Source organism: Alloacidobacterium dinghuense, assembly GCF_014274465.1.
Lineage (GTDB): Bacteria > Acidobacteriota > Terriglobia > Terriglobales > Acidobacteriaceae > Alloacidobacterium > Alloacidobacterium dinghuense.
On sequence record NZ_CP060394.1, the window covers coordinates 2,488,759 to 2,502,594 of the forward strand.

Here is a 13,836-nt window from a genome sequence, read left to right on the forward strand (position 1 = left end):
GTGTAAGCATCTTGTGAACAGTTTTATCTTGTGACATCTAGCCGAGCGCAAAGAACTTTCAATTGCGGCCCAAAGAGGATGTTGCCAAAGCACTGGCCGGAGTGCCCGCCAAATCCAGATTCGGAATCGACCAGGCGACAACGGCGGCACACACGGAAAGCCCTCCTAATGCGAAAAATACCCAACGGTATGCCGCCATCAATGCCGGCGCTATCAGAGAGGGCTCGACGTGGCTCGAAGCAATCGACGAGAGTTCCTGGCTAAGAATGGTCCGTGCATTCGGATCGTCAACTTGCAAAGCTCCTAGCAATACCGCGGAAACGATCGCGGCCCCCATTGCGCCCCCAATCGTGCGGCTAAACGACACGGTAGCCGTACCAACGCCTAGACGGTCTTTCCCCGCCGCCCATTGCACCATGGTTTGTGCCGCGGGCATCGTCGATCCAAGGCCAGCCCCGATCAGAAGGGTTAGCAGCGCGATGAACACGGGTCCAAATTTGATTCCAGCTGCAAGCATTAAGAAAGCGGCCGCTACGAGCGACAAACCAACAGCCATCGGCGTCCGAGGATGCCCGGTTGTTGAAATTCGCAGACCCGTTGCGGTGGAAACAACCACTTGGGCCAGAGTGAGCGGGATCAGAAGCAGTCCGGAGGTAGTCGCGCTTGTTCGGAACACTGTTTGAAAGAAAACCGGCAATTGAACAATCAAGCCGAAAAGAACCGCCGCGAAAAGAAGAACCGTCAACGATGCGCGCCAGATGACGGGCTCTCCAATTAGTTGCGGAGAAATGAGCGGTTGCTCCGTCCTCTGCTCGATTGGGCGAAGTAGGACAAGCCCTGCGACTCCCAGGCTCGCGATCGTAAGGAGGATCGGGGACGTCCAGGCGATTTCGTGACCGCCGATGCTCAGACTGAAAAGAACTGCTACGGTCGAAGCGACGAAGACGCTTGTTCCGGCGTAATCCAATCGACAGATCCCTGTCCCCGGGGTTGTTTTAACACGCAAGGCAGTAGCGGCAGCGCCCAGCCCGAGCGGGATATTGAGCCAAAAGATGCTGCGCCAGCCGAGGTGTTGCGAGAGGACGCCGCCGATTACCGGACCAAGTGTGCTGGCAAGGGCAAAATTGGCTCCCAGCCATCCCTGAATTTTTCCCCTCTCTTTTGGAGAAACTACTTCGCCGAGGAGTGCTTGCGCCAGGGTCATCAAACCGCCACCGCCAAACCCTTGCAGGGCGCGGGCACAAATCAGAATGAAAAGGGTGGGGGCAAGCGCGCACGCTACCGAGCCGGCCACAAATAGGCAGAGTGCCCACAATAGCATGCGCCTTCGCCCGTATGCGTCTCCCATGCGTCCATACAGCGGAGCAGCTACGGTCGCTGCAATGAGGTACGCGGTAACCACCCAGGCGAGGTAGGAAAGTCCGCCGAGCGAACCCGTAATCGCTGGTAAGGCTGCGGCGATGATAGTTTGATCGAGCGCTCCCAGAAACATCGAAGGAGCGACATGAAAGAAAGCAGATCGAAATTGTTCTCTCTTTTCTCGAGACAGTGAAGAGAGAGAATTCCCACTCTTTTCGCCGGCCGGCTCAATCATGTCGCTCCCTTCAGTTTCTGAGAATCTTGTTTGTCGATTCAGCCCGGATGGATCATCTCTCGCGCAAAGGTGAGCCTGATGGTTGCGATGGCGAGTGCTGCGGCTTCAATTACAAGGGCTATGCTATGAAAGATCGCAATGACGATGGTTCAGGGGTACCGACAAGGGCAAAGGCCATCAACACGACGCTTCCGGTCATGTTCGCGGTGAAGACATGACCGAGCGCCAGGAAACCAGCAGCATCAACAAGTCCGGAGACAAATGTGAGAATGAGAAGAGTGCCATATAGCATCTGTTTAGCGGAGCTCGTTGCACTATCAACCATTTCCTTTGCCTCCTCACTAAAACTTGTATCCAGCCCATAATGCCCAATAGTTGAGGTTCCGCCCAGGTTGCGTCTCCTTCAGGAAACTGCCTGCATAAAAGATCCCATAGTCGCCTTGAAACCATAGATGACGACTCTTCTGCCAACGAATCTGCGTGCCCGGCCTGTGTCCGACGTAGCGCGCCTCGCTTGCAGTGCCGGGGCGGATCAGGGTTCCCGGTACGTTGTAGACACCATCGTCAAGACTTTCTCGCCACTGCACGATCCAATCAAAAGAGGCAGAGACATTGTGAGGCAGTGCTATCTCGACGTGAGGATGAACATCTATAAAGTTGATTGGGCCCGGTCCGGTCGTAGCCAGGACACCGAAATAGTCGCCCTTCGGGAACAGAGGATTGAAGGTGCCCAGAGTATTCGAGGCTGGATGATCACCGCTTGAGATATCAGCCTTCGCGCTAAAGCGCGGCTTCAAAGGCAGATTCGGAAATCGATAGCCCGTTTCTGTAGCGACTGTCCAGGCTCGAATGTTTGCCGAACCAAAGGTGCCGAACTGCCACAGAGCTTCATCGTCAAAGTCCCAACCGGGCCGCTCGGTCGCAATGGGCCGGGAGAATCGTCCGCCGATGGAGTGGCGCACTTCCTGAGCGGTACCCCGTTCGAATGTGGCCTGCTTTCTATCCAACCCGAGGTAGTACAGTTCCAGTGACGTATTCGACGGCGCGGGCCTGGAGGCATATACGCCCCAGAAACCTACCTGGTGGTTTGGTCGATTGTCAAAGAAACCAGGCTTGTCCAGGTCTGGACGCATGGCAAATCCGTCTACTCGCCATTCATTGATTTTGCTTTTGACCAGGAAACCAGTAAAACTCAGACGGACATTCGGCCCCTCGCGGACGTCCATGAGCCGTCCCGATCCATACTCGAGTTCCTGTCTTCCGACCCTCAGTTCGATGAAGTTCTGACCTTCTTCAGTTCCAACCTGAAGGAATGCGGCTTGAAAGTCGAGTTTCTTTTCGTCAATTGGACGCGGGCCGCCCTGTCGGTAGGAATTTATGCCGCTTTTAAAATCGACGAACGTCCGAACATGCTGTCCATAATGAACGTCCAAGCCCAGCATGTACCTCTCATTGAGGTACCCGTTCCAGTAAGGAGATTGCCCCCAATAATCGTTGCCGATCTGCTCCCATACTTCTCTCGCTTCTCCGCTGATCGTCATGAACCAGTCATCTCTACCACTTCGAAGCCGGATATATTTGAGCGGATCCCAGAAATCCTGTCGGTTGGCAGGATTAGCAAGAAAGCTCCAGTCTTCGTCCTCGCGCAGTAACTTGATCGTCCTGTCTGGTGCGTCCGGCAAGGCAGACGATTCGGACTGGGCTCCAGCGGACAGTCGTGTGACGAGCAAAACAGCTGCCGCCAGCATTGGGAAAAGTCGCATCAAGGTGTTTGCTCAACATCAGTTCGGTTTGTCGGTGATCGAGTGGATCTCAGCAATCCAGAGCCGGTTTGATGGATCGCCTACGACACTCTGCACGCTGCCATTCATCGAAGTCTCCTGTTTTGATGGTTCAAAGCGGCTGCTGTCAGTGTCCCGCCGACGAAATCGACGAGTGGATCTCAGCGATATATCCTCCGGGGAACTGCACCATAGCCGACGTGCGCCCTTGGAGGGTGACGGGCTGAATTAGCACCTTGTCCCCAAGAGAAGTCGCTTTCTGAAGAGTGGAGCCCAAATCATCAACCTCGTAGCCCGTGGTCTCTCGTCCGTAGGGATATGGCAAGTGACCGTCGGTGACGAGCACTAGAAGTTTGCCGAAGACGGATTCGACTTGAATCCGTCGAAATGTGGTGCCTGGCAGGCCTATCTCATTTCCAGGCGCAGCAGGCTGATCGAAGACAACCCGGCCATCCGAGAAAGCAAGAAAGCTGTGAAGAAACTTGTTAACGGCATCTGGCGAGACATAGACGCGGTTCTCCGGCACCGTGACGAAGGGCGTATACGATGGCGCCGTAGTATGCCAGTAGATTTGCGTTTTCACCCCGCCAGGGAACTCTATAACGGCATCCACTCCGATTGGATCCGGAAACGGCGCCACCACCACGTCTGCGCCGCTGGCTTTGGCTTTCTTAATCGCCGCATCCATGTTTGTGACAAGATATCCCGTGCGCTCCGCGCCGAAGGGGGCGGGTATGGGTGTCAAAAATCCGAAAAGCGATACTGTGCCAACCGGTGTTTGCAACAGTTGCGATGTAGTTTTGCTGGGCGTCGGCGTTACCATGGCAATGACCTGCTTCGTGCTCTTACCTCCGAAGGTTCCGAGAAAGCTCGCAACGAACGCATCAACGTCGGAAGGGGAGACATAGACATGGGTAGTATCATACTGAGCACCCACGGCGACGGTGAATGCGGGATTTGGGCCTTCAGTCGTCTGCGTCCAACTGAGGCCCAAGAACGTCGCCAAGCTGAAAACGAGTAAGACCAAAGCGAAAAGACGACGGACGCAATTCATTGTGTAACTTCCTCCTTAGACTTCTGACTCTTATCGACTTCTGCTAAACCATCGATCCTGAAGGGAATGTGTCAAAACGCGAATGCCTGCTTACCCGTTCAAAGGAGCCGCAAGACAGCTTTCAACAGATACGTAACGAATGCGAAGACGATCAATGAACTGACGTAGATGCCAGCAAACCACAACAGCTGCTTGCTTTGCGTACTCATCCGTCCCACCCCTTCTCCGGAGTCTTGCCGCGAAATACCCAGTAGGCGAAGAACGAATACCCGAGCACCACGGGCGTGACAACGATTGCTCCGGTGAGCACGAATATCTGGCTCAGCCGCGAACTCGACGCGCTCCAAATCGAAAGGCGAAACGGCACAACCATCGGAAACACGATGATTGCAAGACCTGCAATCCCTGCAGCGATCATCACCATGCCCGCGGCCAGGGGACGAACGTCGGGACGCTTGCCGATACTTCCAAACAGAATGAGAGCTGCAATCAACACGGTGCAGCTTACTGTTCCTAGCAGCAAAGGGTGGGCCTTCCATACAGCGACAATGCCTGGTTGAACGGAGAATGCCGTCCCCACGGCAAAACCGAAGGTGAGAAGAAATAGCGGCAATGCGATGCGCAACGCTTGTACCGAAAATCCATGCAGGAGCGCTGAAGTCTTGTATTCAAGCCAGCAGCTGCCGAGCACTACATATCCCTCAAGTACGCAGAGAGCGCAAAGTACAGAGAAAGGTCGAAAGCAATCAAAGACGGTCCCGCTGAACGAGCTCCCTTCGACCGATATGCCCTCGAGCAGGGCGCCAAGAATGAGACCCTGCATGCAGGCTGCCGCAATTGACCCGATTGCAAAGATCACGTCCCATCTGCGACGGTAGCGTTTCATCTGGGCACGAAACTCAAATGAGACTCCGCGCAGACCCAATGCCAGCAGCATCATGATGATCGGAATATAGAGGGCCGGCATGAGAATGCCATACGCGATCGGAAACGCTGCCAACAGCGTCACTCCGGTCATGATCAGCCACGTCTCGTTGCCATCCCACGTCGGTGTGATGGAATCGACCATATGGTCTCTCGATCTCTCATGCGGCTGCAGCAAGAGCAACGCGCCGACTCCGAGGTCGAAGCCATCGAGCAAGACATACAACGTAACGGACAGAGCGGCGAATCCGGCACAAAGGAGAGGCATGTCCATCGTGCTACCTCCCCACCGCGGCATTGGCGTTCGCGCTATCCAGCACATGGGGACGGAACGCGTTCTTGAGGGACCCCGAGGCCTCAGCCTGGGGGAGAGCCAAAACAGGTCCTCTTCGGATAATATGCGCCACAAAGAAAAGAAATGCGGCCATGAAGAACGCGTAGATACATACAAATGCGATCAGTGTCGCGAGGAGCGTCTTCGCCGGGACCGGCGAAACCGCATCGATCGTTCTCAACAGGCCGAAGATCACCCAGGGCTGGCGGCCGGTCTCGGCCACATACCATCCGCCAAGAGTCGCAATAATGCCAGACGGAGTCATCGCCACCAGGAAGCGAAGAAACCACTTTGTCGTAAAGAGCCGGCGCTTCCATCGAAGCCACAGAGAGCTTGTCGCCACAGCGAACATAAGGATGGCGATACCGTACATGATGCGGAATCCGTAAAAGACCATGCCCATGATCGGTTGCGCGTCCCCTGGGGTGTTCTTCAGGCCCTCCACTCGGCCATGAAGACTGTGCGTGAGCCAGATGCTGCCTAAATATGGAATGCCGAGGGCGAAGCGATTGCGCTGTTCCTTCTGGTCCGGCAGAATTACCCAGTAGTACGGCGCCGGCGATGCTGACTCCTTCTCCCAAAAACCCTCGGCTGCCTGCATCTTCGAGGGCTGGTGCTTTAGCATCGTGCTATAGAGAATGTCGCCAATGAATACCTGTCCCGCAATCAGCACGCTTGCGAACGCAGTGCCAAGCGCTACGCTCTTTTTCGCAAATGCAAGATGTTTGCCACACAGCAGGTACCATGCGCCCACGCCCGCCACAAGAAACGAGGCGGTCAGGTATGCCGCGCTAAGCATGTGCGGCAAGCGGACAAGCCAGGAGGGGTTGTTCAGGACATGCCACCAGTTGACTACAATCAAGCGGCCATTGCGGACAGCCACGCCATCTGGCGTCTGCATCCAGCTGTTCGCTGAGAGTATCCATGATGCTGACAGCAGTGTGCCAAGCGCCACCATGCATGTAGCGAAAAAGTGGAGCTTGGGCCCCACGCGATGCATTCCAAAGAGCATGATCCCGAGGAAACCCGCTTCAAGGAAAAAAGAAGTGAGTACTTCGAGCGCAATCAAGGGCCCGATCGCCGGCCCGGCAAGCTGTGCAAACTTCGCAAAGCCCAGACCAAACTCGAACGAGAGGACGATGCCCGTCACCACTCCAACTCCAAAACCCATTGCAAAAATGCTCAGCCAGAAGCGATAGATTTCGAGGTAAAGTGCATCCCTGGTCTCGAGCCAGAGACCTTCTATCACAGCAAGGAACATGGCAAGCCCAATGGACATGGTTGGGAAAATGATGTGAAAGCTCACGGTGAAGGCGAATTGCACGCGGGCTAACGTAGCCGGATTCAGACTCAACTTGGGCCTCCTTCTGGCGAAACAAAGGCCACTGTCGTCACCGCAAAGGTGATCGCAAGAATCAGCCCTGCAATCGCAATCCATATTCCGAACACCCCGATGATTGCGAAGAAGAACGTTGAGCCCACGACCGTTGGAATCAAGAACCCCGAGATCCTTGCGACAATTATCCAAAGAGCCTTCAACATAGGTGTTTCTCCAGTTCCATTCGCGACGGCGCCTAGGTTTCGTCTGCCTCTTTTTCCTAAAACTTATAACCTGCCCGACAACGGCCAGTAATTGAGATTGCGGCGGCCCGTGTCTCCCTTCAGGAACTTGCCGGCGTAGAAAATTCCATAGTCATTGGATAATGGCGTCTCTCCCGATGGGATCGTTGAACGCGGTTCCACCACCACATTGGGCGTTGCCGCAGCGGCTTGCGCGAATGCCGGCGAAGAGCCTTGCAACTGCAACAAGCCCGCACCTAAGAAATCCGCGACAGCAATCACTCCAAAGGATCTGGTGATACGCATTGAGTCTCCCTTCACGAGGGGCAGCATCACATGATTAGTGTTGATCGTTCGCTAAAGTCGCGATGCGTCCTTACCGCGACAGGGGCTGCCTGCTATTTGAGAAGGACGGGGCCAGCATCCATCTTCATACGAAAAAGAACATATGGCTTTTCTCGGCGGTCGACACCCTCATTGAACTGGGGTTGGCGATGCAATTGGTTCGCGGTGAAATATAGATATCCATTGGACGCCACCGATAACGTGTCAGGCCACAAGATCCGAGGATCGTGGGCGATCGTCTGCCATTCGCCGTTGGGCTGGAGTTGCCGGATGCTGTTGTTCTCATAGTCGCCAGCGTAAACACGCCCCTTGTCATCAGATTCCAAGCCGTCGGAGGCACCCTTCTCTCCTAGATCAACTATGGACTTCGAGACCGCAGCGTCGTCAGCCGAGCGGTCGCGCAACAGCTCTGTTGATACGGAGAACAGGTGACGGCTTGACAATGGGCAGTAGTAGAGTTTCAATCCGTCAGCCGAGATGGCAATGCCGTCTGAGGAGCAATTGAATGCACTCGGAGGTTTACCCTTCTCGCGAAGCGCAAAACGTTCTCCTTCAACTAAGGGAATGAACGAAGGGTCAGGAGAAGTTGACGGGTGTCCGGTCAACCTACGCCAGTTTTCTCCGCTATCAAGGTCAACCACAATGATGCCACCAGGCCCAGTCGCAGTAGAGTCGGTGAGATACGCGAACCCTGCCTTTCCCTGTCGCAGGTCGAATCGAACGTCATTGACGTATGTAGTCGGCGTCACCGTTGTTGAGGAGAAGACGATCGTTTTCACGACTTTATTCGTTGCCAAGTCGATTGCGAACATCTTTGCGCAGCCAGGAAGAGGCGGTCCGAATTCTAGGACGCCGGTATCGAGTATCCAGAGGCGGTTTGATGGATCGACTACGACACTCTGCACACTGCTTAAGGTCTCACCGGGTCTGGAGGGATCGAAGTCGTTTATGGCTTGGTCGGGATACGCCACCACTTTATTGCCTCGAATCTCACCGACCGTGAACGGGACGTTGTCTCCCCAACGAGGGAAGCTGATGAAAATGCGCCCACTTGAACTGACAGTAACGCCTGTGGGCATCGCGCCATGGAATTCAAAGACGGGCTGGATCCGTCCAATCGTGCGATCTGAGGCAAGGTGCGTATCAACGGTCGACGTCGGTGTGGCTGTCTTCATTTGACCTCCAGACGTTCGTGCGATTGCGCTCGCTGATCCCAATGCTTACCCACGAGACAAACGGATGCAGCATGTGTCACGCTGACATGTTTCGTAAGAATCCAACCGCCGAGCTGTTCTCCAAGCACCATTCCCAGGAGGCCGAGCAGAGCGACGATTGGCGGGGCCGGACTCTTTACGCGAATCACTCCATACAAAATGCCAACAAACACACCTACAGCAAATGAAATAAACATTACCTTCATCGCTTGCTCTCCTCTGGCTCTTCGCAGCTAAAAGGCGAAGCAATCACACCCCAAGCCCCAGATGGCTTCACCCAGACGCGGGGTTGACCTATGTTGGACAGCTGCATGGTTGCGGCAGCTATGGGTGAACGCTTTGACAGGAAGCTCTAGCGGATCGTAGTACCCTCCATAATGAGCGGTGGGCGCCCAATCAAGCGCTGCCGGGAGCGGCGACGGGGCAAGCTTATCAAAATCTTTATTGGCATACACAACCTCGCCGCCAACAACCGTAAGCACCGATTGAAGGTCTTTGATTTCTTCTTCCGGCACAGTGAAATAGTCCGCGGTCAGTACAGCGAAATCTGCCAGCTGACCAGGAAGCAGGCCACCTTTAGTGCCATCCTCGGCCGAAAACCAACTGCTGCCTTGCGTATAGAGACGAAGCGCTTCCTCACGCGACATGCGATTGCTTTCTGAATAAATGCTCAAACCACCCACTGTTTTTCCGGACGAAAGCCAGTAGAGAGCCATATAAGGGTTGAAACTCGCAACGCGAGTAGCATCCGTGCCTGCCCCCACAGGCAGGCCAAGTTCAATCATCCGGCGAATAGGTGGTGTACGCTGTGCCGCTTTCTTGCCGTAGCGGTCGACGAAATACTCTCCCTGATATGCCATGCGGTGCTGCACTGCAATGCCTCCGCCAAGCGCAGCAACCCGTTCAATATTTTTGTCTGTAATCGTCTCTGCATGATCGAAAAACCAATGCAGTCCGTTAAATGGGATATCACGATTAACCTTCTCGAATACATTCAAAAAGCGTTCGATAGATTCGTTGTATGTTGCGTGGAGGCGGAAGGGCCATCGCTTTTCCGCAAGCAAGCGCACAACCTGCTCCAACTCTGCTTCCATGACTCCGTCGAGATCGGGCCGTGGCTCAAGGAAGTCCTCGAAGTCTGCAGCGGAAAAGACCAGCGTCTCGCCCGCTCCGTTTAGCCGGTATGTCTGGTCACCCTGATACAGGGTCGTGCTGCTTGTCCAGTTTTTGAAATCTTCCAACTCGTGCTTCGGTCGCTGTGTAAAGAGGTTGTACGCGATACGAACTGTCATCTGCTTCTTTTGGTGCAGCGCTTCAATTACCTTGTAGTCGGCCGGGTAGTTCTGAAATCCTCCGCCGGCATCAACGGCGCTGGTAATGCCCAGGCGATTGAGCTCGCGCATGAAATGTCGAGTAGATACGAGCTGGTCCTCATAGTTCAGCAACGGTCCCTTCGCTAGAGTTGCATAGAGGATGCCCGCGTTTGGTCTTGCGATCAGAATTCCGGTCGGATTGCCGTTCTTATCTCTCTGAATTTCTCCCCCGGGAGGGTTCGGCGAATCTTTCGTATACCCCACAGCCCGCAACGCGGCCGCATTCAAGAACGCGCGATCATAGAGGTGCAGAACAAACACAGGAGTGTCGGGAGAGACCTTGTTAATCTCATCTAATGTGGGCATCCGTCTCTCCGCGAATTGAAATTCATTCCATCCCCCTACGACGCGCACCCACTGTGGCGCAGGAGTCCGCTGCGCCTGTTCCTTCAGCATTTGTAATGCGTCAGCGAGAGAAGGCACTCCGTCCCAACGCAGTTCCATGTTGTAATGCAACCCGCCACGGATGATATGCAGATGAGAGTCGTTTAACCCGGGGATGACAGTGTGACCAGCTAGATCTATGACTTCGGTTTCAGGCGTGCGCGAGCTGAGCATTTCCTCGTTTGTTCCGATTGCGATGATCTTTCCAGACTCAACGGCGAGTGCTTGAACAAAATACGGCTTGCCGTTTGTCGCGATCTTTCCATTGAAGAAAATTTTCGTTGGCATATCTACCTCCGAATTCTTTGCTTTGATCTCAAAGGCGAGAGGCCGGAGTCAGATTCCGGCCTCGGTGCTCGCTATTTGTGAACTACTTCGAGTGGCACCTCCCAGCCCTCGTACACGGTCGCAGGCGTGCCATGAACCATGGTGGATGCATATTCGACTCCCATGCCGTACGCTCCGCAATGTTGCTTTACTACGTCCATCACGGCGGTATAGGTGTCCTTGTGAGCCCAATCGCGTTGCCATTCAAGCATCACCTGAATCCAGGTGACTGGCTTCGCCCCCGCCTGCTCGATCCGGCGCATCGCAGTCTCATGCGTGCGCAGATCGAGATCGCCAACGCAATCTTCGACGACATACACTTCAAAGCCGTCATGAATAGCCTGGATAGTGGGAAAAGCAACACAGACCTCGGTCCAGAGTCCAGCGAGAACAATCTTCTTGCGGCCTGTCTTTTTCACAGCAGCAACGAAATTCTCATCGTCCCAGGAGTTCATGCTGCTGCGCTCAATTAGAGTCTGATCTGGATAGATCGCTCGAAGCTGCGGCCAGATGTACCCGCTGAAGGTTGTTTCGACCGTGCTCAGGATGAGAGGCACCCCGAAGATCTTCGTAGCCTTCGCGAACCCTACAACGTTGTTAATCAATGACTGCCTGTCAATGCTGTTTATTCCGAAAAGCATCTGTGGCTGATGATCAATCAGCGTTACAACACAATTGTCTGGAGTGAGCAACCCTTTCTCACTCCGCTTGGCAAGGCCGTTGTTCTGAGTCATGACTCTTCTCCTCTTTTGAAATGAATGGACTATAAGCGCTCCCGCTTGCACGCATCAGAAGAACCGGTCGCGCTGCTGCTTACTTACGTCGCTTTGAAAAAGGCAAGTATGTCTGCACCTCAACATCGTTCCGGTTGTGTCTTGGTGGCTGGGCAGCTGAACAAAAGTTTCGCGCTGGCGGCCAAAAACTCACGATCCAGCACAATTGGACGTAAGTTGCCTTTCATAAATCGGTTCTTTGTGGTGGCTTGTCGTTTCGTGTTGAATTGCATGCCCGCTTCATGCAGATTTTCTTTTCTGAGCGACAGGTTCACCCTTGACTTGCTTTGATTTCACTAAATCTGCGGACGACGCTCCTTCGAGAGAAAGCCCATAGCCGACTTCCCGCACCACGCGCTCCTTCAACGGCTGGATGAAATGCACGCGTGTGTTACGCCGAGTCACCTCCGGAGCTTTTAGGTACAGTTCCGCCAATTCTCGCGCACGATTGAGCGCCTGGCCGTTGGGCACGACTTCCGCGACGACTCCCCATTCCTGCGCAGTACGCGCCGGCAGTGGCTTGGGATCGAGAAGAAACGCCTCGGCACGTCCCGCTCCAGCGCGATAACTCCACGTGGTGAAGATGCCGTCACCCGGCGCAACACCAACGGCGTAGTGCGCTACATCCTGAAAGGTCGCACTCTCGCCGGCCACAATGACATTGCCGAGCAGCACATAATCGGAGTGTACGTAGGCGCGCCCCTCGATCGCTGCGATCACCGGCACCCGGATATTAGCGATGTTTTCCAGAACTTGAACGCCCTCGTCGTGAATCTGGCTCCAGACTCCGGGATCAGAAACGTCGCCGAAAGACGACCAGTCCACATTGATAATGAAGTCTCCTCCCGCGCCGGTGAGGATAACGATCTTGTTAGCACGATCTTGTGCGATGCGGTAAAACGCATTGACAAATTCCGTGTGACCTTGCGCATTCATAATGCACGGCCCACCGTTACTATGGAACTCGGCAACCAGCACGCCCATGGCGTCCCGCGCCAGCCTCAGTTGGCGGTAGGCCGAGAAATAGTCCGATTGAGCTGTCTGCATGGCATTGTCCTCTCGTGTGTTTAGAGTTCGATGGTCGGCTTCTGTTTCGGGATTAAAGCCTAATCCGTAGCGAAGCACCCGATTGCGAAGAACGGTAAGGGCTGAAATGATTTCTCATATTGCAGGAGTAGCTTTTTCGTGTGAATCAGTGACTGTCGTTACCTGCGCCATTGTTTTTCCTCCTCACAATTCCTGATCTTTCCGAATCGCTGCCGGCTAGGTAAGCTGCACAGCCGAATTTCTTGCGCAGACCAATTTGAGTGCCAGGCCGCAAGAATGAATGTCTGCGCTCTCTACCGGAGCATGCCGAGTGCCAGAAAGCAGCGTCGCAACATCGCCTGAATTCAAAAGGGTTGCGTAACGGCGAATCTCGCTGGCATTCGTCACGTGGCGAATCTCTGACTCAAGGCGGAAAGCAGATTGACGCGGCGAGCGCAATTCCATCACGCCTGCAACTGAGAGGTTGAGACAAACCGGAAGACTCTGGCTCTGAAAGTGCCCGACTGTTGCTGAACCAAGCGGCGTACTTCACTTTCCCTGCTGTGTGCAATCAGGTAGGAAATCTTCGCGCTCCCTTCGCGCAGAAGGCGAACAGCTCTCATTTCGCACTCACCGTGCTCTTCCAAGCGGGTAGCATCGCGTTGAGCCCTCGCCGGGTGCGGAGGACCAGAACCAGCGTTTCAGTTTACGCTGCCCAAACGCGAGACAGGACCGGATCAGACCCTCGGATGATCTGAAACTTTCTTCCCTCAATCGATGGAGTCACAGCCAACGATTCGGGATGAGGAGATTTCTGCACTCGCAGAGGATGGAATGGCCTCAAAGGACGTGGTGAACTGCGTTGCCGCTTTGAATAGAAGGCTTCATCTCGTGCTCAACTGGAACTCTCCGCCAGGGCTCTGAATTGCGAAATCAAGATCCTCGCTTACGTTGTCGATTGGTTTGACCACACAATCCTGTTGACGCAGCAGGACCTCCGAGAAATAGTCGACAAGCTGGAAGAGCATGGCGATGCCAGGTCCATCGACGGAATTGATGGAGTGTGGTTCATTATGATATTTGGAAATGACCATCTCTTCTGCACGATCGCGGCAAACAGATTGATGTTCCCAGAAACTGATTCCGC

At 54.4% G+C, this 13,836-nt stretch carries 14 protein-coding genes; all 14 read right to left on the bottom strand.

Translation table 11 applies throughout. The features are described from left to right. Positions 1–58: 58 nt before the first annotated feature. The gene (locus tag H7849_RS10135; protein ID WP_186746209.1) at positions 59–1,594 is read right to left on the bottom strand and encodes an MDR family MFS transporter; all 1,536 of its coding nucleotides are present in this window, start codon (positions 1,592–1,594) and stop codon (positions 59–61) included. Between the two features lie 118 nt (positions 1,595–1,712). Further along, the gene (locus H7849_RS10140) at positions 1,713–1,919 is read right to left on the bottom strand and encodes a DUF1275 family protein (protein WP_186746211.1); all 207 of its coding nucleotides are present in this window, start codon (positions 1,917–1,919) and stop codon (positions 1,713–1,715) included. Positions 1,920–1,935: 16 nt separating this feature from the next. After that, complete coding sequence (locus H7849_RS10145; RefSeq protein ID WP_186746213.1) at positions 1,936–3,357, bottom strand: alginate export family protein; 1,422 nt, start codon at positions 3,355–3,357, stop codon at positions 1,936–1,938. 145 nt (positions 3,358–3,502) lie between these two features. Next, the gene (locus tag H7849_RS10150) at positions 3,503–4,429 is read right to left on the bottom strand and encodes a glyoxalase (protein WP_222439789.1); all 927 of its coding nucleotides are present in this window, start codon (positions 4,427–4,429) and stop codon (positions 3,503–3,505) included. A 205-nt stretch (positions 4,430–4,634) separates the two neighbouring features. After that, positions 4,635–5,627, bottom strand: coding sequence for a cytochrome d ubiquinol oxidase subunit II (cydB, locus tag H7849_RS10155; protein WP_186746214.1), 993 nt, complete (start codon positions 5,625–5,627; stop codon positions 4,635–4,637). Positions 5,628–5,631: 4 nt separating this feature from the next. Then, a complete protein-coding gene (locus H7849_RS10160) occupies positions 5,632–7,041 on the bottom strand; it encodes a cytochrome ubiquinol oxidase subunit I (protein ID WP_222439790.1) in 1,410 nt (469 codons plus the stop codon). Then, positions 7,038–7,229, bottom strand: coding sequence for a hypothetical protein (locus tag H7849_RS10165; RefSeq protein ID WP_186746216.1), 192 nt, complete (start codon positions 7,227–7,229; stop codon positions 7,038–7,040). The genes H7849_RS10160 and H7849_RS10165 overlap by 4 nt, the downstream gene beginning before the upstream one ends. A 63-nt stretch (positions 7,230–7,292) precedes the next feature. Further along, a complete protein-coding gene (locus H7849_RS10170) occupies positions 7,293–7,553 on the bottom strand; it encodes a hypothetical protein (RefSeq protein ID WP_186746218.1) in 261 nt (86 codons plus the stop codon). Positions 7,554–7,645: 92 nt separating this feature from the next. Next, entirely contained in the window at positions 7,646–8,767 is a 1,122-nt protein-coding gene (locus H7849_RS10175) for an L-dopachrome tautomerase-related protein (protein WP_186746220.1), read from the bottom strand. Beyond that, the gene (locus tag H7849_RS10180) at positions 8,764–9,012 is read right to left on the bottom strand and encodes a DUF1427 family protein (RefSeq protein WP_186746222.1); all 249 of its coding nucleotides are present in this window, start codon (positions 9,010–9,012) and stop codon (positions 8,764–8,766) included. The genes H7849_RS10175 and H7849_RS10180 overlap by 4 nt, the downstream gene beginning before the upstream one ends. 27 nt (positions 9,013–9,039) lie before the next feature. Continuing rightward, a complete protein-coding gene (locus H7849_RS10185) occupies positions 9,040–10,851 on the bottom strand; it encodes an amidohydrolase (protein WP_186746223.1) in 1,812 nt (603 codons plus the stop codon). 71 nt (positions 10,852–10,922) lie between these two features. Then, positions 10,923–11,624, bottom strand: coding sequence for a hydrolase (locus tag H7849_RS10190; RefSeq protein WP_186746225.1), 702 nt, complete (start codon positions 11,622–11,624; stop codon positions 10,923–10,925). Positions 11,625–11,903: 279 nt separating this feature from the next. Then, positions 11,904–12,710 carry an enoyl-CoA hydratase/isomerase family protein gene (locus tag H7849_RS10195; RefSeq protein WP_186746227.1) on the bottom strand — a complete coding sequence of 269 codons (807 nt, stop codon included), beginning with the start codon at positions 12,708–12,710 and terminating at the stop codon, positions 11,904–11,906. A gap of 863 nt (positions 12,711–13,573) precedes the next feature. After that, on the bottom strand, positions 13,574–13,783 hold the full coding sequence (locus tag H7849_RS10200) for a hypothetical protein (RefSeq protein WP_186746229.1): 210 nt from the start codon (positions 13,781–13,783) through the stop codon (positions 13,574–13,576). Positions 13,784–13,836: the final 53 nt, after the last annotated feature.

What these genes read in the sequence shown, in the direction of transcription:
- H7849_RS10185 (WP_186746223.1), bottom strand. Translation starts at nt 10,851, where the DNA reads ATGCCAACGAAAATTTTCTTCAATGGAAAGATCGCGACAAACGGCAAG.
- H7849_RS10150 (WP_222439789.1), bottom strand. Translation starts at nt 4,429, where the DNA reads ATGAATTGCGTCCGTCGTCTTTTCGCTTTGGTCTTACTCGTTTTCAGC.
- H7849_RS10195 (WP_186746227.1), bottom strand. Translation starts at nt 12,710, where the DNA reads ATGCAGACAGCTCAATCGGACTATTTCTCGGCCTACCGCCAACTGAGG.
- cydB (WP_186746214.1), bottom strand. Translation starts at nt 5,627, where the DNA reads ATGGACATGCCTCTCCTTTGTGCCGGATTCGCCGCTCTGTCCGTTACG.
- H7849_RS10170 (WP_186746218.1), bottom strand. Translation starts at nt 7,553, where the DNA reads ATGCGTATCACCAGATCCTTTGGAGTGATTGCTGTCGCGGATTTCTTA.
- H7849_RS10140 (WP_186746211.1), bottom strand. Translation starts at nt 1,919, where the DNA reads ATGGTTGATAGTGCAACGAGCTCCGCTAAACAGATGCTATATGGCACT.
- H7849_RS10180 (WP_186746222.1), bottom strand. Translation starts at nt 9,012, where the DNA reads ATGAAGGTAATGTTTATTTCATTTGCTGTAGGTGTGTTTGTTGGCATT.
- H7849_RS10165 (WP_186746216.1), bottom strand. Translation starts at nt 7,229, where the DNA reads ATGTTGAAGGCTCTTTGGATAATTGTCGCAAGGATCTCGGGGTTCTTG.
- H7849_RS10135 (WP_186746209.1), bottom strand. Translation starts at nt 1,594, where the DNA reads ATGATTGAGCCGGCCGGCGAAAAGAGTGGGAATTCTCTCTCTTCACTG.
- H7849_RS10145 (WP_186746213.1), bottom strand. Translation starts at nt 3,357, where the DNA reads ATGCGACTTTTCCCAATGCTGGCGGCAGCTGTTTTGCTCGTCACACGA.
- H7849_RS10200 (WP_186746229.1), bottom strand. Translation starts at nt 13,783, where the DNA reads ATGGTCATTTCCAAATATCATAATGAACCACACTCCATCAATTCCGTC.
- H7849_RS10175 (WP_186746220.1), bottom strand. Translation starts at nt 8,767, where the DNA reads ATGAAGACAGCCACACCGACGTCGACCGTTGATACGCACCTTGCCTCA.
- H7849_RS10190 (WP_186746225.1), bottom strand. Translation starts at nt 11,624, where the DNA reads ATGACTCAGAACAACGGCCTTGCCAAGCGGAGTGAGAAAGGGTTGCTC.